Raw genomic sequence first — 18,455 nt, forward strand, 5'->3', positions numbered from 1 at the left:
CGGGGGAGGTCAGTCGAGGAGCGTCCACGAGGCCGTGCAGCGGACCGTGACCACGATCTGCTGCGCCTCCAGGTTCAGCTGGTCCACCTGCGGCGGCACGCCGGGCGCGCCGCCGCCGTAGCCGGCCGCCCGCATGCCGCGCGCCTCGGTCGCCCAGAGCTCGGCGTCGCCGTCGGTCAGCAGCTGGAGCGGGCCGAGCCGCGCGCCGAGCGCGGCCGTGTACCCCTCGGCACGCCGGCGCGCGTCCAGCACGGCCTCGCGCTGCGCCTCGCGGACGGCCTCCGCGTCGTCGCCGAGCTGCCACGTCGGCCCGCTCAGCCACGTCGGCTCGGCGAGCACGAGCGCGGCCAGCAGGTCGTCCAGCGCGGCGACGTCGTTGACCCGCACCACGTAGTTCTGCGTCGCGCGGCTGCCGTGCCGGCGCTTGCCGTTCCAGTCGTCGTGCACGCTGAGCTGCCGCGACCGCACCTCGACGCCGGGCTGCCCGAGCGCGGGCTCCACCTCGGCGACCCGCGCGGTCAGCGCGTCCACCGCCTCGTTGCGCGTCGGGCCCTTGGTCTCGAAGCTCACCTGCACCTCGGCGCGGTCGGCGGTCCGCTCGACCTTGCCGACGCCCTTCGTCACCACCTCAGCCATGGCACGACGCTACCGCCCGCGCCGACGCCGGCCGAGCCCGCGCGTTGCGCCCATCACGTCCGGTCCAGAGGGTGTCCTTCAGGCGAATCGTCGGGAAGCGGAGCGTTACTGCCGATGATTCATCGGCATGTGCGGCACCTCACCGGATAATCGGGTGCGCTCGACCCCGTCTTGGGTGCATACTTGAGGCACACCACCGAGGAACACCTTTGAGAGGGATGAACCCCCGATGAACTTCACTGCGAAGCTCCGCGCTCGTCGTGTCGAGGCTCGCAACCGCAAGGCCGTCGCCCGCGCGATCGACATGGCGCCCACCCCGGCCATGCGGCACGAGCTGATGGCGATCGCCCAGGCCCAGGTGAGCGGCCTGCGCTGAACGTCCTTCCTCCGGCGCGCGTGACGACCACCCGATCGACACCGGGTGCACGCCCCGTCGTCCGCGTGCCGGCGAAGGGGGAAATGACGAAGCCCTGCCGCACCTCCCGCGCGGCAGGGCTTTGTCATCACAGAAAGTGATCTGCATCACACGTGTAAGTGGATGTAACGGTCCACGATCGTGTCTCGATGATGTAGGTGACCCCGCGGTGCTGTCGGACCCCCGACCTGGCAGCACCGCGGGGTTTCCTGTGTCCGGCTACCTGACGGTGGCCGAACCGTTCCAGGTGTCGTCCGTCGTCGTGCGGGCGCGCCTGATCATCACTATCTCCCCCTGCGTGTTCATGTCTGTCCCCCAATGGACTACTCCATGGTGCCATCGGGGTATGACAAATGTTCAGGTGTTTGCTGAGAGCATGGTCCGATGACCATCCCCCTCCTGGTGGTGGACGCGGCCAACGTGGTCGGCTCCGTCCCCGACGGCTGGTGGCGCGACCGCGCCGGCGCCGCCGCCCGGCTCCGGGACGACCTGGTCGAGGTGGCCGAACGCGGTTTGCCCAACCTCCCAGGCCCGCTGGAAGTGGTCCTCGTGGTCGAGGGCAAGGCGCGGCACGTCGAGTCGGTCCCCGGTGTCCACGTGGTCTCCGCCCCCGGATCGGGTGACGACACGATCGTGGACGTGGTCCGCGCCAACCCACCGGACCGCCCCTGCCTGGTGATCACCGCCGACCGCGCCCTGCGCCACCGCGTGGAAGCCCTGAACGCCACCGTCCTGGGCCCGCGCACCGTCCGCTGACCGACCTGCCGTCCCAGCTGGTGGACACCGAAATACGTCGGTGTCCGAGTCGTGTTGACTCCGGTCGTGACGACCGCACAACGCCGCCGCGCCCGCGTCCGCGCCCCCGAGCTGGTGGGCCGCGGCTGGCTCAACACCGGTGGCCGGGACATCAAGCTGGCCGACCTGCGCGGCAAGATCGTGCTGCTCGACTTCTGGTCCTTCTGCTGCATCAACTGCCTGCACGTGCTGGACGAGCTGCGCCCCCTCGAAGCCGAGTTCGCCGACGTCCTGGTCACCGTCGGCGTGCACTCGCCCAAGTTCGTCCACGAGGCCGAGCCCGCCGCCCTCGAAGCCGCCGTCGAGCGGTACGAGGTGGAGCACGCGGTGCTGGACGACCCCGAGCTGACGACGTGGCAGAACTACGCGGTGAAGGCGTGGCCCACGCTCGTCCTGGTCGACCCGGAGGGCTACGTCGTGCACGTCGCCGCCGGCGAGGGCCACCTCGACGCCCTGCGGCAGGTGGTGTCCGAGATCGTCGCCGAGCACGACGCCAAGGGCACCCTGCACCGCGGCACGGGCCCGTACGTCGCCCCGCCACCCCGCGAGACCGAGCTCCGGTTCCCCGCCAAGGCCGTCCTCACCGGGAACAACACCCTCCTGGTCAGCGACTCCGCGCACCACGGCCTGGTCGAGCTGGAACTCGACGGCGAGACCGTGATCCGGCGCATCGGCACCGGCGAGCGCGGTCGCCGCGACGGCCTGAACCCCACCTTCTCCGAACCGGCGGGCATCGCGCTGCTGCCCGACCACGTCGCCGCGGAGGTCGGCTACCACGTCGTCGTCGCCGACACGGTCAACCACCTCCTGCGCGGCCTCGACCTGGGCACCGGCGAGGTCACCACCGTCGCGGGCACCGGCGAGCAGTGGCGCGCCGGCGACACCGACGGCCCGGCCGACGCGATCGACCTCACCAGCCCGTGGGACGTGGCCTGGTGGGAGCCGGCGGGCGGCGTCGCCATCGCCATGGCGGGCAACCACACGCTGGGCCTGTTCAAGCCGCTGGAACGCCGCGTCGAACGCCTCGCCGGCACCACCGTCGAGGGCCTGCACGACGGCCCGGCGCCGGAAGCGCACTTCGCCCAGACCTCGGGCCTGGCCGCCGACGGCGACCGGCTGTGGCTGGTCGACTCGGAGACCTCCGCGCTGCGCCGGCTGGACGCCGACCGCACCGTGCGCACCGTCGTCGGCAAGGGCCTGTTCGACTTCGGCCACCGCGACGGCCCGGCCGACCAGGCGCTGTTCCAGCACCCGCTCGGCGTGGCGGTCCTGCCCGGCGGCCAGGTCGCCGTCGCCGACACCTACAACGGCGCGATCCGCCGCTACGACCCGTCGACCGGCGAGGTGTCCACGCTGGCCACCGACGTCGCCGAGCCGTCCGACGCGGTCCTGGTCGACGGCGAGCTGGTCGTCGTCGCCTCCGCCGCGCACCGCCTGGAACGCCCCGTCGCCCCCGGCGCGCGGCTGGTCAGCGGCGACGCGCACCAGGTGCGCCGGCCGCCGTCGGTGATCGCGCCCGGCGAGGTGGAGCTGGCGGTCGTCTTCACCCCGCCGACCGGCCAGAAGCTGGACGACCGGTTCGGCCCGTCCACCCGGCTGGAGGTCACCAGCTCACCGCCGGGGCTGCTGGAGGCGGGCGCGGGCGTCGGCGCCGACCTGGTGCGCGTGCTGCGGGTCGCCGAGGGCGTCACGGAGGGTGTCCTGCACGTCGTCGCGCAGGCCGCGAGCTGCACGGACGACCCGGCGGTCGAACACCCGGTGTGCAAGCTGGCCCGCCAGGACTGGGGTGTGCCCATCCGGGTGGTGCGGGGCGGGCCGCACCGGCTACCCCTCATGATGGGTGGCCTCGACGAGGGCATCTAGACTCTGCTGGTGCCCGATGTCAAGCTCGAGATCCAGATGCTGCACGACCGCGTGATGGTGCGGATCTCGCCGGAGGACGGCGAACGCCGCAGCAGCGGCGGCATCGTGATCCCGGCGACCGCCCAGATGGCCAAGCGGCTGGCCTGGGGGGACGTGCTGGGCGTCGGCACGAACGTGCGGCACATCAAGGTCGGCGACCGGGTGCTGTTCAACCCGGAGGACCAGTTCGAGGTCGAGGTGCAGGGCCACGCCTACCTCGTCATGCGAGAACGGGACGTGCACGCGACCGCCACCGAGCGGACGGACCACGGGACCGGGCTCTACCTGTGAGAACTGCGGTGAGACCTGTGAACCACCCGACTGTGATCATCGCGTGACGACGGTCGGGTAAGCAGTCCCAGGACCTTGCGGAGAGGCAAGAGGGGGAGCGGTGCCGGAGAACCAGCGACCGGAGTACGACGCTGAGCGGACCAAGGCCATGGAGCCGGTCCGCCCGTCGGGCACCGCATCGGAGCGCACGGCGAAGTTCAACGCGGGGTCGGTCCAGGAGGCCGCGTGGCCCCAGGACGAGCCGGACAACGAGCCGGGCAACGAGCCCGACGCGGCGGCGACCGTCCGCACCGCGGCGCCGCCGCCCGGCGCGCCCGACAACGCGAACGCCCCGACGAGCGTCTCTCCCCACGTGACGCAGCAGCACCCGACGCGCAACGCGCAGCAGAACCCGCCGGCGGGGGGCGCGGACGCCACCCAGGCGATCACGCCACCCACTCAGGCGATCACGCCACCCACTCAGGCGATCACGCCACCCGGCGAGCAGACGCGCGCCCTCACGCCGCCGGCCTCGGCCGAGCGCACCCAGATGATCAACACCCCGCCCGGCGGCTTCGGCCGGCCCCCGTCGTCGGCGGACGCCACCACCGTGTTCGCCACGCCGGTGTCCCCGCCCGAGCCCGAGCCGGGCGCCACCGTCCACGGCCCGGTCATGGTCGACCAGGACACCGGGGCCGACGACGCCGAGGCCCGTCGCAAGCGCCTGCGCAAGGGCGGCCTGATCGCCGCCGCCGTGCTCGGCGTGCTGGTCGTCCTCTACGGCCTGGACCTGGTCGTCTCCGGCGGCAACGTGCCGCGCGGCGTGACCGTCGCGGGCGTGGACGTCGGCGGCCTGAGCCACCCCGAGGCCGAGCAGAGGCTGCGCGACGAGATCGGTCCCCGCCTGGCCGCGCCGGTGAAGGCGCGCGCGGGCGACGTCGAGACCGAGGTGGACCCGCAGGCGGCGGGCCTGGAGCTGGACTGGACCGCCACGCTGGACCGCGCGGGCAGCCAGCCGCTGTCCCCGATCACCCGCGTCACCTCGTTCTTCACCTCCCGCGAGGTCGGCTTCGCCACCCGCAGCGACGACGCCAAGCTGTCCACCGCGCTGGAGGCCCTGCGCGCGCAGACCGACCACGAGCCCGCCGAGGGCGCCATCCGGTTCGAGGGCGCGACCCCGGTCGCGGTCGACCCGAAGCAGGGGCAGAAGCTGGACGTGCCCGGCGCGTCCGAGCAGCTGCTCGCGCACTGGGCGGACGGCGGCACGGTCGACCTGCCGGTGGCCACCACCCCGGTCAAGACGACCAAGGAGAGCGTGCAGAAGGCGCTGGACGAGGTCGCCAAGCCCGCCACCGCCGCGCCGCTGATCATCCAGGGCGAGGGCAAGGACGCCACCCTCGCGCCCGAGCAGCTGGCCACCGTGCTGGTGTTCGAGCCGGCCGAGGACGGCAGCCTGACCGCGAAGGTCGACGTCGCCAAGGTGGTCGAGCACGCCGGCCCGCAGCTCAAGGAGACCGAGAAAGAGGGCAAGGACGCCGAGATCGTGTTCGAGGGCGGCCGGCCGGTGGTCAAGGAGTCGGTCGACGGCCTCGGCATCGACTGGGAGAAGTCCCTGGCCACGGCGCTGGACGTGCTCAAGCGCGACAACGACCGGGCGATCAAGGCCGAGTACAAGCACACGCCCGCCAAGGTGACCACCGAGCAGGCGAACAAGATGGGCATCAAGGAGGTCATCGGCGAGTTCCAGACCGGTGGCTTCGTGGCCGCGTCCGGCACGAACATCCGCGTGGTGGCCGAGAAGGTCAACGGCGCGATCGTGAAGCCGGGCGAGACGTTCAGCCTGAACGGCCACACCGGTCCGCGCGGCGTCGCGCAGGGCTACGTCGAGGCGGGCATCATCGAGAACGGCGTCCCGGGCAAGGCGGTCGGCGGCGGCATCTCGCAGTTCGCCACCACGCTCTACAACGCCGCCTACCACGCGGGCATGAAGGACGCGGGCCACAAGGAGCACAGCTACTGGATCTCGCGGTACCCGAAGGGGCGCGAGGCCACCGTGTTCATGGACTCCGCGGGCAACAGCCTGATCGACATCAAGTTCACCAACCCGGACGAGACCGGGGTGGCGATCCAGACGATCTGGACCCCGTCCTCGATCAAGATCGTGCTGTGGGGCACCAAGAACTACGACGTCACCGGGTCCACCAGCGCCGAGTTCAACCCCACCCCGCCGCAGGAGCGCAAGGTCGACAAGCCGGACTGCCAGGCGAGCGGCGGCGCGCCCGGGTTCTCGGTGACCGACACGCGCACCATCACCGACCGCCGCACCGGCCAGACCAGGCAGGAGAGCCGGACGGTCCGGTACGACCCGCAGTTCAAGATCATCTGCGAGCCGCCGCCCAGCGGCTGACCACCGCGGTTCGCGGTAGCCACGAACGGGTATCACCCGATCGTGGCTACCACCGGGCAAGAGGTGCGAAGACATCCCGCCGTGCAGGTCCTCGGGCGGGCCGGGATGGTCTGTTACGGGCTCGTCCACGTGCTCCTGGCCGCTTTGACGGCGCAAGTGGTCCTCGGTGACACCGGGGAGCGGACCGACCAGAAGGGCGCGGTCTCCACGCTGGCCCAGACCTCCCTCGGGCCGGTCCTGCTGTGGGTGCTCGCGATCGGGCTGTTCGCGTTCGCGGTCTGGCAGCTCACCATGGCCGCGTCCGGCTACGGCTGGGTGACCAAGAAGCGCAAGCGCGTCTACCGCAAGTGCGGCTCGGTCGGCCGCGCCATCACCGGCACGGTGATCGGCATCGCGGCGATCGGCTACGCGACCGGTTCGTCGCAGAGCAGTTCGACCGAGCAGTCCCAGACGTGGACCGCGCGGCTGCTGGCCCTGCCGTTCGGCCAGGTCCTGGTGGGCGCGGTGGCGCTGTTCGTGCTCGGTCTCGGCGTGATGGTGGCGCGCAAGGGCGTGAAGAAGTCGTTCGAGGACGACCTGGACATGTCAGAGCTGCCCCCCGCGACCCGGCTGTGGGTCGAGCGGCTCGGCCGGATCGGCTGGATCGGCAAGGGCGCGGCGTACTTCCTCATCGGCGTCCTGGTCGCCTTCGCGGCGATCAACGCCGACCCGTCCGAGTCCGGCGGGATGGACAAGGCGCTGCACACGCTGGCCGCGCAGCCGTACGGGCTGGTCGCGCTGGCCCTGATCGCGGTCGGCTTCCTGGGCTTCGGCGCGTACTGCTTCGCCGCGGCCAAGGCGCACAAGGGCTGAGCGGAGTCGCCTTCGAGGACGGTGCGCGCCACGGGCGTGCACCGTCCTCGAACTTTTTTCGGCGACGATGTCGAGAACCCCGCGCCCGCTCCGTCCCCGGTGCGAGAGCGACCAGAATGGGGTCGCACCACACCGAGGAGAACCACGATGGCCAAGTACCTGCTGCTCAAGCACTACCGCGGCGCGCCGGCGGCGGTCAACGACGTGCCGATGGACCGGTGGACGCCGGAGGAGATCTCGGCGCACGTGCGGTACATGAGGGACTTCGCGGCCCGGCTGGAGGAGACCGGCGAGTACGTCGACGGCCAGGCGCTCGCCCCCGAGGGGACGTTCGTCCGGTACGACGGCGAGGGCCGGCCGCCGATGACCGACGGGCCGTTCGCCGAGACCAAGGACGTCATCGCCGGCTGGATGGTCATCGACGTCGACAGCTACGACCGCGCCGTCGAGCTGGCCGGCGAGCTGTCGGCCGCGCCCGGCGCGGGCGGGGAGCCGATCCACGAGTGGCTGGAACTGCGCCCGTTCCTGTCCACGCCGCCCACCATCACCGAGTGACCCCTGGGATGGACGAGGCGACGTTCCGCGGCCTCACGCCCGAAGTGCTCGCGATCCTCGGCCGCCGCGGAGCCGACTTCGCGGCGGCCGAGGACGCCGTGCAGGACGCGCTGGTCGAGGCGGTCCGCACCTGGCCCGCCGACCCGCCGCGGGACCCGAAGGGCTGGCTGGTCACCGTCGCGTGGCGCCGGTTCCTCGACGCGACCAGGTCGGACGCCGCCCGCCGCCGGCGCGAGGACCTGGTGGACGAGGAGCCCGCGCCCGGCCCCGCGGTCGCGGTGGACGACACGCTGCAGCTGTACTTCCTGTGCGCCCACCCGTCGCTGACGCCGTCGTCCGCGGTGGCGCTCACGCTGCGGGCCGTCGGCGGGCTGACCACCCGCCAGATCGCCGAGGCGTACCTGGTGCCCGAGGCGACCATGGCGCAGCGCATCAGCCGCGCCAAGCGCACGGTGTCCGAGACGCGGTTCGACCGGCCCGGCGACGTCGCCACCGTGCTGCGGGTGCTGTACCTGGTGTTCAACGAGGGCTACTCCGGCGACGTCGACCTGGCCGCCGAGGCGATCCGGCTGACCCGCCGGCTCGCCGCCGCGATCGACCACCCGGAGGTGGCCGGCCTGCTCGCCCTCATGCTGCTCCACCACGCCCGCCGCGCCACCCGCACCGCGCCGGACGGCAGCCTCGTCCCCCTCGCCGACCAGGACCGCGGCCGCTGGGACACCTCGGCGATCGCCGAGGGCGTGCGCATCCTGCACACCGCCCTGTCCCGCGACCGGCTGGGCGAGTTCCAGGCCCAGGCCGCCATCGCCGCGCTGCACGCCGACGCGCCCGTCGCGGCGGAGACCGACTGGGTGCAGATCGTGGAGTGGTACGACGAGCTGGCCCGCCTCACCGACAGCCCGGTCGTCCGGCTGAACCGCGCGGTGGCCGTGGGCGAGGCCGACGGGCCGCGGGCCGGGCTGGCCGCGCTCTCGTCGCTGGACCCGTCCCTGCCCCGGCACGCGGCGGTGGCGGCGTACCTGCACGAGCGGGACGGCGACGTGGCCGGGGCGGCCCGGCTGTACGTGGAGGCGGCCGGCAAGGCGTCCAACCTGGCCGAGCGCGAGCACCTGACGCGCCAGGCCGCCCGGCTCAACACCCGCCGGGACCGCTGACGGGTCGGGCACCCTTGGCCGCATGATCGACGAATTCGCGAAGGAGTACCTGCACGGCGACCTGAAGGAGGTCCGCGAGGCGGTGCTGCGGAAGCTCGACGGACTGCCCGAGTACGACGTCCGCCGCCCCCTCGATCGCCGCCCTCGCCATCGACTCACCCGGCCACGTGCCGTGGTGGCCGCGCCCCGACGTGCTGCTGTTCAACGTCCTGGTCCACGTGCTCACCGAGACCAACCGGCACGCCGGACACGCCGACATCCTGCGCGAAAAGCTGGACGGCGCGGTGGAGATGGACGCGGAGGCCCTGGCCCGGCGCGGGCAGGACGCGACCTTCTGGGCGAACCGCCGTGCGGAGGTCGAACGCGCCGCCAGGGCCGCCGGCTCCTGACACGTCCCGTGGTGGGACCGGCACCGGCAACACCGGCGGCGGCTACCGCTGAGCCCGGCCGCTGGTCACGCGCACCGATCGCGGTGGCCGCCGGTCAGCGAGGCGACAACCCGCAGGTCACGGTGGTGATCGAGCAGAGCCGGGTATCCGGGGGCAGCCGTCCAAGCACCGGGCCCGACCGGCAACGGACCGAGCCGCCCACCGCTAAGCCGACCTGCTCCGGCAACACCGGCGGCGGCCCCGCTGCAGCTCGCCCTCCACTACCAGGCCGCCACCCCCACCCCCGCCAAAGCAAAAGCAGGGGTCCCCGCCAAGGGGACCCCTGCTTTTATCTTGCCCGAGGGGTCTGACAATTCCGGCCGAGGCCGGAGGTCAGAAGGACGCCTCGTCGACGTCCATCAGGGCGTTGTCGGTGTTCTCGGTGATCTTGCGGCGGGCGGTCAGCTCGGGCAGGACGGACTTGGCGAAGAACGACGCCACCGCGACCTTGCCCTCGTAGAACGCCTTGTCCCTCGCCGACACCGGCGCCTCGCCGCCCAGCTTGCCCAGCGCCACGTCGGCCTGGCGCAGCAGCAGCCAGCCCACCAGCACGTCACCCGCGGTCATCAGCAGGCGCACGGTGTTCTGGCCGACCTTGTACAGGTTGCGCACGTCCTCCTGCGAGCTGGTCAGGAAGCCGACCAGCGCGCCGAGCATGCCCTGGAGGTCTTCGAGCGCCTGCTTGAGCAGCGCCCGCTCCTCCTTCAGGCGACCGTTGCCGCCCTCGTTGTCCAGGAACCCCTGGATCTCGCCGTTGAGGAAGCCGAGCGCCTGCCCCTTGTCGCGGATGATCTTCCGGAAGAAGAAGTCCAGCGACTGGATGGCCGTGGTGCCCTCGTACAGCGAATCGATCTTCGAGTCCCGGATGTACTGCTCGATCGGGTACTCCTGCAGGAAGCCGGAACCGCCCAGCGTCTGCAGCGACTGCGCCAGCTGCTCGTACGCGCGCTCGGAGCCGACGCCCTTGACGATCGGCAGCAGCAGGTCGTTGACCTTCTCGGCCAGCTCCTTGTCCGCGCCGCCCATGGCGATCTTGTCCTGCTGCGTCGCCGTGTACAGGTAGACCGCGCGCAGGCCCTCGGCGTACGCCTTCTGCAGCATCAGGCTGCGGCGCACGTCCGGGTGGTTGGTGATGGTGACGCGCGGCGCGGTCTTGTCCGTCATCCGGGTCAGGTCGGCGCTCTGCACCCGCTCCTTGGCGTACGCCAGGGCGTTGAGGTAGCCGGTCGACAGGGTGCCGATGGCCTTCGTGCCGACCATCATCCGGGCGTACTCGATGACCTGGAACATCTGCGCGATGCCGTCGTGCACCTCGCCGAGCAGCCAGCCCTTGGCCGGGACGCCGTGCTGGCCGAACGCCAGCTCGCACGTGGTGGAGACCTTGAGGCCCATCTTGTGCTCGACGTTGGTGACGAAGGCGCCGTTGCGCTCCCCGGTCGACTCGCCGGTCTCCGGGTCGAAGTGCCACTTCGGCACCAGGAACAGCGACAGGCCCTTGGTGCCGGGCCTGGCCTCGATGCCGGGACCCTCGGGGCGGGCCAGCACCAGGTGCATGATGTTCTCGGTCATGTCCTGGTCGGCGGACGTGATGAACCGCTTCACGCCGTCGATGTGCCAGGTGCCGTCGTCCTGGAGCGTGGCCTTGGCGCGGCCCGCGCCGACGTCGGAACCCGCGTCCGGCTCGGTCAGCACCATGGTGGCGCCCCAGCCGCGCTCGATCATGATCTCGGCCCAGCGCTTCTGCTGCCCGGTGCCGTTCTTGTAGACGACCGAGGCGAAGTTCGGACCGGCGAGGTACATGTAGACGGCCGGGTTCGCGCCGAGGATCAGCTCGGACGCGGCCCACTGGACCGAGGGCGGGATGCCGAAGCCGCCCAGCTCGTTCGGCAGCGACAAGCGGTACCACTCGCCGTCCCAGATGGCCTGGTAGGACCTCTTGAACGACTCCGGCAGCGTTGCCGAGTGGGTCTTCGGGTCGAAGACCGGCGGGTTGCGGTCGGCGTCGGCGAAGGACTCCGCCAGCGGCCCGACCGCCAGGTTGTTGAGCTCGGCAAGCACGCCGCGCGCGGTGTCCTCGTCGGACTGCTCGAACGGCCCCGTGCCGAGGTGGTCCTGCACGTTGAAGACCTCGAACAGGTTGAACTCGAGGTCCCGGACGTTGCTCTTGTAGTGACCCATCTCGTCGCTCACTCCATGCTGGTCGGGGCGGTCCCCTACTGACCGGTAACAACAGGGTATTACCTGTCAGTAACCCCGGCAAGGCCGTCCGCTGCGGTTGTGGCGAATCAGACCGGATCGGACCTGTTCAGGCCGGCCCGACCGGACCACCGGAGAGCAGCCCGGCCTGGTACGCGAGGGACACGGCGTGGGTCCGGTCGCGAGCGCGGAGCTTGCGCAGGATGTTCTTCACGTGCGTGCGCACGGTCTCCACCGAGACGTACAGCTCGTTCGCGACCGCCTGGTTCTCCATCCCGCCCGCGATGAGCTGCAGCACCTCGTACTCCCGGCGGGACAGCGAGCGGCGCGTGCCCGCCTCCGCGGTCGGCGTGAACCCGACGGCCAGCGGCGCCAGCGTCGGGTCCAGGTAGGACCGGTCGGCGTGGGCGCGGGAGATGGCCTGCAGCACCTCGCCGATCTCGGCCGCCCTCGGCACCAGCCCGCGCGCGCCCGCCGCCAACGCCGTGCGCACGTACTTCGCCGTCCGGTGCGGGTCGCGGACCAGCGACACGATCACCAGGGCCGGGTCGTTGCCGGTCAGCAGGGTCGTCAGGTGGCCCTGCGGGTCGAGCAGGGAGTCCACCAGCAGCACGTCGGGCCGCAGCCGCTCGTGCAGCCGCACCGCCGTGTGCAGCTGCCCGGTGGAGCCCAGCCAGTGCATGGCGGGCGTGCGCCGGACGACGGCCGCCAGTCCCTCGCGGAACAGGGGCAGGGGGTCCACCAGGGCCACCCCCGGCCCAGGGGCCCGCAGGTCGTCGCCCCGAGCGGGCGGGCGCACGTCGACACCGGTTCGCATGACCATGCGACCACGTCGGTGACCAGCCATGACGCGGTTCTTCCGAATTTCTTTCACGGGTTCAGCGCACTGACCCGGGTCAGATATGTGAACAAGAATCACGAATGTGACTCAATGACCCTGCGCGGCCTTCCGCGCGGCGCAACAGCCTCGTAAGACGTACGTCACACACCCATGTGGGACGCCGCGCACCGCCGCCGCCCGTACCCGCGCTGCCACCCGTGGGCCGAAGACTCGTGGAGGCCTCATGGAAACCCTCGACTGGATCGTCGTCGGTGGGTACTTCTTCGTGATGGTGGCGATCGGCTACTGGTCACGTGGGCGGATCAAGAACATCGCCGACTTCTTCACCGCCGGCGGCCGGATGCCGTGGTGGCTGTCCGGCATCTCGCACCACATGTCCGGCTACAGCGCCGTCATGTTCGTGGCCTTCGCCGCCGAGGCCTACCGCCTCGGCCTGACCGTCTACATCTGGTGGGCGCTGACGATCGGCGTCGGCGTCGGCATCGGCGCCTTCCTCTGGGCGGGCGCCTGGAACCGGCTGCGCTCCAAGCACGGCGTCAAGTCGCCGCTGGAGTACCTGGCCCGGCGCTACAACGTGCCGACCCAGCAGATCATGGCGTGGGCGGGCGCGGCGCTGAAGGTCGTGGACATCGCGGCCAAGTGGGTCGCCGTCTCGCTGCTGCTCCAGGGCTTCGCGGGCGTCCCGATCTGGCTCGGCATCACGATCGTCGGCGCGGTCACCATGGTCTACTCGGTGATGGGCGGCCTGTGGGCGGACGCGCTGACCGACTTCGGCCAGTTCATCATCCAGGGCCTGGCGGGCATCGCCATGTTCGTCGCGGTCGCGGCGCACTTCGGCGGCATCGACTTCATGTGGACCATCTGGGACCGGCTGCCCGAGTCGCACTCCGACCCGCTGTCCGGCCAGTACACGCTGATCTTCTTCATGGCGCTGTTCCTGATCAAGACGCTGGAGTACAACGGCGGCATGTGGAACCTGGCGCAGCGCTACATGGCCGCGCCGTCCGGCGCCGCCGCCAAGCGGTCCGCGCTGCTGTCCAGCGCGCTGTGGCTGCTCTGGCCGCTGATCCTGTTCTTCCCGATGTGGGCCGCGCCGCTGATCGTGCCCGGCATGGAGGCCAACGCCGAGCAGGCCTACGTCGAGATGGGCAAGGCCATGCTGCCCGCGGGCATGGTCGGCCTGGTGCTGGCGGGCTTCTTCTCGCACACCATGGCGATGGTGTCCTCGGACGCCAACGTGATCTCCGCCGTCATCACCCGGGACATGCTGCCCAAGCTGTGGAAGGGCGTGCGGCGGCTCAGCGAGGCGGCGCAGCTGCGGCTGGCGCGGATCACCACGTTCGCGTTCATCGGGCTGAGCATGACGATCGCGCTGACGGCGGACACCAAGGGGTTCGTGCTCAAGGTCGTGATCGCCCTGGTGGCGGCCACCATGGGCCCGATCGCGATCCCGCTGATGCTCGGCATGCTGCCGTGGTTCAAGAAGGTCGGCCCGACCGCCGCGACCAGCTCGGTGGTCGGCGGCCTCGGCACGTGGGCCGTGCTGTACGTGCTGCAGCAGAACAAGGTCGAGTTCGTCACCCAGGCGGTGATCGTGTCCTGGCCGCTGCTGGTGTCGCTGGTGCTGTACCTGGTCATCGGCCTGGTGATCAAGCCGGAGCCGTCGCCGGATCGCGACGCGCTGGTCGAGTCGCTGCGGTCCGACCCGGACGAGGAGAAGGTGCCCACGCGCGCCTGACCCGTGCCGGTGCGGGCGCCCTCGTGGCGCCCGCACCGCGCCGGTGGTGGTGGCGCGCGGGGAGAACGGCCGCACGAGGCGCGTGTTAGTGTGTGTACAAATGATTAGTGCACAAAACGTTGAGGACCCGCTGGCCCTGGAACGGCAGGTCTGCTTCGCGTTGTCCATCGCCTCCAGGAACGTGGTCGCGCTCTACCGGCCGCTGTTGGAGCCCATGGGGCTCACCCACCCGCAGTACCTGGTGATGCTCGCCCTCTGGGGCCGCGCGCCGCTGTCGGTGAAGGAGCTGAGCAGGCTGCTGGCGCTGGAGCCCGCGACGCTGTCACCGCTGCTCAAGCGGCTGGAGGCGATCGGGTACGTGACGCGGTCGCGGGACGCGGCGGACGAGCGGCTGCTCGCCGTGGCGCTGACCGGGGCCGGTGCGGCGCTGCGCGAACGCGCCCTGGCCATCCCGCCCGCGGTGGTCGAGCGGCTGGGCATGTCGCTGGACGAGTTGCGCGACCTGCACACCGTGCTGACCAGGGTGATCGCCGCGACGGAGCGGTCGTGAACAGGCCGTCGCTGCCGCTGCGGGCGTGGTACCTGCTCGGCGGCAGGCTGCCCCAGCGGCACCGGGAGTGGGTGTTCCAGCAGGCCACCAAGCCGACGTGGCTGTTCTGGTTCGGCGTCCGGATGTTCCTGCAGGTGCTGCCGCTGACGGTGGTGATCGCGCTGGCGCTGGTGCTCGGCCTGGGCTCGCCGTGGCCGTTGGCGATCGCCTGCGGGTCGCTGGGACTGGTGGTGGGTGTGTACTTCGGGGTGTCGTACGCGATCGAGAGCACCGACCACCGGATGACGAAGTACGGCTACCCGACGGGCGCGGCGGCGGCGGTGCGCAAGGAGCGGACGCGACGTGACCAGGAGCGCTACGAGCAGGTGTGGCGTTCGACCGAGTCCTGAACCCCGAGGTGCGCCGGTGGAGTGGCAGCGAGCGGTGGCGGCGGCGTTCGGCCTCGGTGACGTGGTCGAGCCGTGGACGCCGGTGACGGGTGGGCGTGCGCACCTGATGTGGCGCCTGCGCACGTCCCGCGGCACGTGGGCGGTCAAACGGCTGAACCGCTCCCGCGAGGACTGGTGGCTGCGCGACTACCTCGTGTCGGCGGAGATCCAGCTCGAAGCGCACACCCGCGGCTTCCCCATGCCCCGCCCGATCCACCCGCTGAACCCGGCCGCGCCGCTGCTGGCGGACGTCCGGGTCGGTGACGAGGTGGCCGGCTACCTGGTCCACGAGTGGCACGAAGGCCACCCGCTGACGTCCGACGTCTCCGCGTGGGTCGGCGGCACGCTGGCATCCCTGCACCGCCTCCAGCCGGGCGGCGAACCCGCGTACCCGCCGCACCCCGTCGAGGAGTGGCGGGAGTGGCTGGACGAGGCTCCGAACGACTTCACCGACGCCGTGCGGGCGTACCTGCCCGACATCGCCGAGGCCAGGTCGATCGCCCTGGCCACGGGTGATTTGACGTTGGTGCGGACCCACCGCGACGTGAAGCCGGACAACGTCCTGGAGACCCCCGACGGCCCCCTCCTGGTGGACTGGGACGGCGCCGGCCCGGACTACGCGGAGTGGGAACTGACCCGCGCCGCCCTGCACTTCAGCGCCCTGGGCGAGAACCGCCCCGCGTTCGACACCGTGATCGCCTCCTACCGGGAAGCCGGCGGCCCCCGCCCACCCGCGTCCCCCACCGCGTTCGCCGGCCTGCTCCGCACCTACCTGGGCGGCGCCGCCTGGATGGTGTGGCGCGCCCTGGGCCACCGCCCCGTCACCCCCGCCGAACGCACCGCCGCCGAGCCCCACGCGCTGGAACTGCTGGCCGACCTGCGCACCTCCCTGGCCCGCCTGGACGACTGGGTGCAGCGCCTGCGCTCATGACGAAGGCCCAGGTCATCCGGCTGAACCGGCGCTGACCTGGGCCTTTCGATCAAGAGCGGGTGACGGGAATCGAACCCGCCTCTACAGCTTGGGAAGCTGTCGTTCTACCAATGAACTACACCCGCGTGGTGCGTGCCCGATCATACACACAGCCGGTGGGCGGGTGGGGCGGTGTGGTCACCCGGGCTGTGCCGCCTAGGCTGTGCCCGTGCTGCTCAGTGACCGCGATCTGCGCAAAGAGGTCGACTCCGGCCGGTTGGTGCTGGAGCCCTTCGACGACGTCATGGTGCAGCCGTCCAGCATCGACGTGCGGTTGGACCGCTTCTTCCGGGTCTTCAACAACACCCGCTACACGCACATCGACCCCGCGGTGCAGCAGGACGACCTCACCTCGCTGGTCGAGCCGGCCGACGACGAGCCGTTCGTGCTGCACCCCGGCGAGTTCGTGCTCGGCTCGACCTACGAGCTCGTCACCCTCCCCGACGACCTGGCGGGCCGGTTGGAGGGCAAGTCCTCGCTCGGCCGCCTCGGCCTGCTCACGCACTCCACGGCGGGCTTCATCGACCCCGGCTTCTCCGGCCACATCACGCTGGAGCTGTCGAACGTCGCCAACCTGCCCATCACCCTCTGGCCGGGCATGAAGATCGGCCAGCTGTGCCTGTTCCGGCTCAGCAGCTCGGCCGAGCACCCGTACGGCTCGACCCAGGCCGGCTCCCGCTACCAGGGCCAGCGCGGCCCCACGCCGTCGCGCGCGTACCTGAACTTCCACCGCACCGACACCAAGCGCTAGAGCCGCAGGTCCCCGTACCTGGCCAGCACGCGCGACCGCAGTTCCGGGTCGGTCCGCGGCACCGGCTCCAGGAAGACCTCGTCCAGCTCGGGGTGCGCGGCGCGCAGCTCGGCGTCGATCCGGACGCACGCGTGCTCCAGGTCGGCCGCGCCGAGCGAGTCGTCGAAGTCCAGCCGCGCGCACACCAGCACCCGATCGGTGCCGACCGCCATCGTCAGCAGGTCCACCACCTGCTCGACCTCCGGCGCGGCCTTCAGCTCCGACCACACCGCCCGCACCAGCACCGGGTCGGCCTGCCTGCCGATCAGCAGCCCCCGGTTGGTCGACGCCAGCGTGTACGCGGCGAACGCCAGCAGCACGCCGATCGCCAGCGACGCCACCCCGTCCCACACCGACGACCCGGTCAGGTGGTGCAGCCCCAGCCCGCCGAACGCCAGCAGCAACCCGACCAGCGCGGCCGAGTCCTCCAGGAACACCGTCTTCACCGTCGGGTCGTCCGACACCCGCAGGAACGCGAGGACGGACCGGCCCTCGGCCCGCGACTCCTTGCGCACCTGCCGTACGGCCTGGCCCCACGACACCGACTCCAGCGCGAACGCGATCGCCAGCACGACGTACCCGACCACCGGGTTGCCCTGCTCCTCCGGCGCGCCGAACACGGTCCGGAAGCCCTCGTAGAACGCGAACACCGCACCGGACACGAAGATCGACACGGCTGCGAGCAGCGACCAGAAGTAGCGGTCCTTGCCGTACCCGAACGGGTGCCTGCGGTCCGCGGGCCGGGCCGACCGGCGCAGCGCCGTCAGCAGCAGGCCCTCGGTGAACGTGTCCGCGACCGAGTGCGCGGCCTCCGACATCATCGCCGCCGACCCGGTGATCACCCCGGCGATCGTCTTCATCACCGCGATGGCGAGGTTCACCGCCAACGCGACCAGGACGGTGACCGTGCTCTCGCCGCCGCCCGGCCGCTCGTCACCGGTCCGCTCAGCTGCCATGCCCCGACGTTAGGCCGGACCACCGCGCCCCGCTCGTCGTGTGGCCGCCACCGCGGGACGACCGGTTGGTGGCACGCCGGCGTCGTCGCGCCTGACCCGTTCGGCCCACTGCCACCGCTAGCCTGCGGCATGGGCATTTTGGTGCACGTACTGCTGACGGCGGTGGCGGTCTGGGTCGCCACGCTCATCCCGGGCATCGACCTGGAGGCGGGCGCGTCGACGCCCGCGAAGATCGGCACGCTGATCGGCGTCGCGCTGCTCTTCGGCCTGGTCAACGCCGTCGTCAAGCCGCTGGTGAAGTTCTTCGGCTGCCTGTTCTACGTGGTCACGCTCGGCCTGATCGGCCTGGTCGTGAACGCCCTGCTGTTCTGGCTCACCGGCTGGCTGGCGGGCGAGCTGGGCCTGCCGTTCGACGTCACCGGCTTCTGGCCCGCGTTCTGGGGCGCGATCATCGTGGCCCTGGCGAGCTGGGCGCTGAACCTCGCCTACGACCGCGTCACCGACCGCGACTGACGCCCGGACGCGGCCCACGGGACGCGGACGCCCCCGGTCCGAAGTGGACCGGGGGCGCC

The 18,455-nt window shown here is 71.5% G+C and carries 18 protein-coding genes, 1 tRNA gene and 1 pseudogene; 15 read left to right on the forward strand and 5 right to left on the reverse strand.

Features of this window, described 5'->3' with window-relative positions:
- Nucleotides 1–9 precede the first annotated feature (9 nt).
- Nucleotides 10–636, reverse strand: a complete 627-nt coding sequence (locus tag AB0F89_RS07965) for an SIMPL domain-containing protein (protein WP_367134086.1) — start codon at nt 634–636, stop codon at nt 10–12.
- Nucleotides 637–865: 229 nt separating this feature from the next.
- Between AB0F89_RS07965 and AB0F89_RS07970 the strand changes: the two genes are divergently transcribed.
- The 9 genes and pseudogenes from AB0F89_RS07970 to AB0F89_RS08010 all read left to right on the forward strand — a co-directional run bounded on the left by AB0F89_RS07970 (nt 866) and on the right by AB0F89_RS08010 (nt 9,375).
- Nucleotides 866–1,012: a hypothetical protein gene (locus AB0F89_RS07970; protein ID WP_367134087.1), complete on the forward strand. Its 147-nt coding sequence runs from the start codon at nt 866–868 to the stop codon at nt 1,010–1,012.
- Between the two features lie 423 nt (nt 1,013–1,435).
- Nucleotides 1,436–1,807: an NTP pyrophosphohydrolase gene (locus AB0F89_RS07975; RefSeq protein WP_367134088.1), complete on the forward strand. Its 372-nt coding sequence runs from the start codon at nt 1,436–1,438 to the stop codon at nt 1,805–1,807.
- Nucleotides 1,808–1,873: 66 nt separating this feature from the next.
- Nucleotides 1,874–3,709 carry an NHL domain-containing thioredoxin family protein gene (locus tag AB0F89_RS07980; protein WP_367134089.1) on the forward strand — a complete coding sequence of 612 codons (1,836 nt, stop codon included), beginning with the start codon at nt 1,874–1,876 and terminating at the stop codon, nt 3,707–3,709.
- Between the two features lie 36 nt (nt 3,710–3,745).
- Nucleotides 3,746–4,039, forward strand: a complete 294-nt coding sequence (locus AB0F89_RS07985) for a co-chaperone GroES (RefSeq protein ID WP_367138770.1) — start codon at nt 3,746–3,748, stop codon at nt 4,037–4,039.
- A 652-nt stretch (nt 4,040–4,691) separates the two neighbouring features.
- Entirely contained in the window at nt 4,692–6,425 is a 1,734-nt protein-coding gene (locus AB0F89_RS07990) for a VanW family protein (RefSeq protein WP_367138772.1), read from the forward strand.
- A 42-nt stretch (nt 6,426–6,467) separates the two neighbouring features.
- Entirely contained in the window at nt 6,468–7,277 is an 810-nt protein-coding gene (locus tag AB0F89_RS07995; protein ID WP_367134091.1) for a DUF1206 domain-containing protein, read from the forward strand.
- A 147-nt stretch (nt 7,278–7,424) separates the two neighbouring features.
- Nucleotides 7,425–7,832: a YciI family protein gene (locus AB0F89_RS08000; protein ID WP_367134093.1), complete on the forward strand. Its 408-nt coding sequence runs from the start codon at nt 7,425–7,427 to the stop codon at nt 7,830–7,832.
- Between the two features lie 8 nt (nt 7,833–7,840).
- Nucleotides 7,841–8,986, forward strand: a complete 1,146-nt coding sequence (locus tag AB0F89_RS08005) for an RNA polymerase sigma factor (RefSeq protein ID WP_367138774.1) — start codon at nt 7,841–7,843, stop codon at nt 8,984–8,986.
- Between the two features lie 22 nt (nt 8,987–9,008).
- Nucleotides 9,009–9,375 (forward strand): annotated as a pseudogene (locus AB0F89_RS08010) (DUF664 domain-containing protein).
- 372 nt (nt 9,376–9,747) lie between these two features.
- Here the strand turns inward: AB0F89_RS08010 and AB0F89_RS08015 are convergent.
- Nucleotides 9,748–11,592, reverse strand: coding sequence for an acyl-CoA dehydrogenase (locus AB0F89_RS08015; protein ID WP_367138776.1), 1,845 nt, complete (start codon nt 11,590–11,592; stop codon nt 9,748–9,750).
- Nucleotides 11,593–11,719: 127 nt separating this feature from the next.
- The gene (locus AB0F89_RS08020; RefSeq protein WP_367134095.1) at nt 11,720–12,433 is read right to left on the reverse strand and encodes a response regulator transcription factor; all 714 of its coding nucleotides are present in this window, start codon (nt 12,431–12,433) and stop codon (nt 11,720–11,722) included.
- 241 nt (nt 12,434–12,674) lie between these two features.
- On the opposite strand from AB0F89_RS08020, the gene AB0F89_RS08025 reads away from it, so the two are divergent.
- The 4 genes from AB0F89_RS08025 to AB0F89_RS08040 all read left to right on the forward strand — a co-directional run bounded on the left by AB0F89_RS08025 (nt 12,675) and on the right by AB0F89_RS08040 (nt 16,098).
- A complete protein-coding gene (locus tag AB0F89_RS08025; protein WP_367134097.1) occupies nt 12,675–14,189 on the forward strand; it encodes a sodium:solute symporter family protein in 1,515 nt (504 codons plus the stop codon).
- Between the two features lie 100 nt (nt 14,190–14,289).
- Nucleotides 14,290–14,739, forward strand: coding sequence for a MarR family winged helix-turn-helix transcriptional regulator (locus AB0F89_RS08030; protein ID WP_367134099.1), 450 nt, complete (start codon nt 14,290–14,292; stop codon nt 14,737–14,739).
- Nucleotides 14,736–15,128 (forward strand): DUF5313 family protein, encoded by a 393-nt coding sequence (locus AB0F89_RS08035; protein ID WP_367134101.1) that lies wholly within the window; start codon nt 14,736–14,738, stop codon nt 15,126–15,128. The genes AB0F89_RS08030 and AB0F89_RS08035 overlap by 4 nt, the downstream gene beginning before the upstream one ends.
- A gap of 16 nt (nt 15,129–15,144) precedes the next feature.
- Nucleotides 15,145–16,098, forward strand: coding sequence for a phosphotransferase enzyme family protein (locus tag AB0F89_RS08040; protein ID WP_367134103.1), 954 nt, complete (start codon nt 15,145–15,147; stop codon nt 16,096–16,098).
- Nucleotides 16,099–16,152: 54 nt separating this feature from the next.
- Here AB0F89_RS08040 and AB0F89_RS08045 read toward each other — a convergent pair.
- Nucleotides 16,153–16,223 (reverse strand) — tRNA-Gly (locus AB0F89_RS08045).
- 83 nt (nt 16,224–16,306) lie between these two features.
- Between AB0F89_RS08045 and dcd the strand changes: the two genes are divergently transcribed.
- The gene (gene dcd / locus AB0F89_RS08050) at nt 16,307–16,888 is read left to right on the forward strand and encodes a dCTP deaminase (RefSeq protein WP_367134105.1); all 582 of its coding nucleotides are present in this window, start codon (nt 16,307–16,309) and stop codon (nt 16,886–16,888) included.
- Here dcd and AB0F89_RS08055 read toward each other — a convergent pair.
- Entirely contained in the window at nt 16,885–17,883 is a 999-nt protein-coding gene (locus AB0F89_RS08055) for a cation diffusion facilitator family transporter (protein ID WP_367134107.1), read from the reverse strand. The genes dcd and AB0F89_RS08055 overlap by 4 nt on opposite strands.
- A 129-nt stretch (nt 17,884–18,012) precedes the next feature.
- On the opposite strand from AB0F89_RS08055, the gene AB0F89_RS08060 reads away from it, so the two are divergent.
- On the forward strand, nt 18,013–18,396 hold the full coding sequence (locus tag AB0F89_RS08060) for a phage holin family protein (protein ID WP_367134109.1): 384 nt from the start codon (nt 18,013–18,015) through the stop codon (nt 18,394–18,396).
- The last annotated feature ends 59 nt before the right edge of the window (nt 18,397–18,455 follow it).

The organism is Saccharothrix sp. HUAS TT1 (assembly GCF_040744945.1).
GTDB lineage: Bacteria > Actinomycetota > Actinomycetes > Mycobacteriales > Pseudonocardiaceae > Actinosynnema.

Coding starts and splice junctions, on each gene's coding strand:
- AB0F89_RS07965 (WP_367134086.1), bottom strand. CDS start 636: ATGGCTGAGGTGGTGACGAAGGGCGTCGGCAAGGTCGAGCGGACCGCC.
- AB0F89_RS07970 (WP_367134087.1), top strand. CDS start 866: ATGAACTTCACTGCGAAGCTCCGCGCTCGTCGTGTCGAGGCTCGCAAC.
- AB0F89_RS07975 (WP_367134088.1), top strand. CDS start 1,436: ATGACCATCCCCCTCCTGGTGGTGGACGCGGCCAACGTGGTCGGCTCC.
- AB0F89_RS07985 (WP_367138770.1), top strand. CDS start 3,746: ATGCTGCACGACCGCGTGATGGTGCGGATCTCGCCGGAGGACGGCGAA.
- AB0F89_RS07990 (WP_367138772.1), top strand. CDS start 4,692: ATGGTCGACCAGGACACCGGGGCCGACGACGCCGAGGCCCGTCGCAAG.
- AB0F89_RS08000 (WP_367134093.1), top strand. CDS start 7,425: ATGGCCAAGTACCTGCTGCTCAAGCACTACCGCGGCGCGCCGGCGGCG.
- AB0F89_RS08005 (WP_367138774.1), top strand. CDS start 7,841: ATGGACGAGGCGACGTTCCGCGGCCTCACGCCCGAAGTGCTCGCGATC.
- AB0F89_RS08015 (WP_367138776.1), bottom strand. CDS start 11,592: ATGGGTCACTACAAGAGCAACGTCCGGGACCTCGAGTTCAACCTGTTC.
- AB0F89_RS08020 (WP_367134095.1), bottom strand. CDS start 12,433: ATGGTCATGCGAACCGGTGTCGACGTGCGCCCGCCCGCTCGGGGCGAC.
- AB0F89_RS08025 (WP_367134097.1), top strand. CDS start 12,675: ATGGAAACCCTCGACTGGATCGTCGTCGGTGGGTACTTCTTCGTGATG.
- AB0F89_RS08030 (WP_367134099.1), top strand. CDS start 14,290: ATGATTAGTGCACAAAACGTTGAGGACCCGCTGGCCCTGGAACGGCAG.
- AB0F89_RS08055 (WP_367134107.1), bottom strand. CDS start 17,883: ATGGCAGCTGAGCGGACCGGTGACGAGCGGCCGGGCGGCGGCGAGAGC.
- AB0F89_RS08060 (WP_367134109.1), top strand. CDS start 18,013: ATGGGCATTTTGGTGCACGTACTGCTGACGGCGGTGGCGGTCTGGGTC.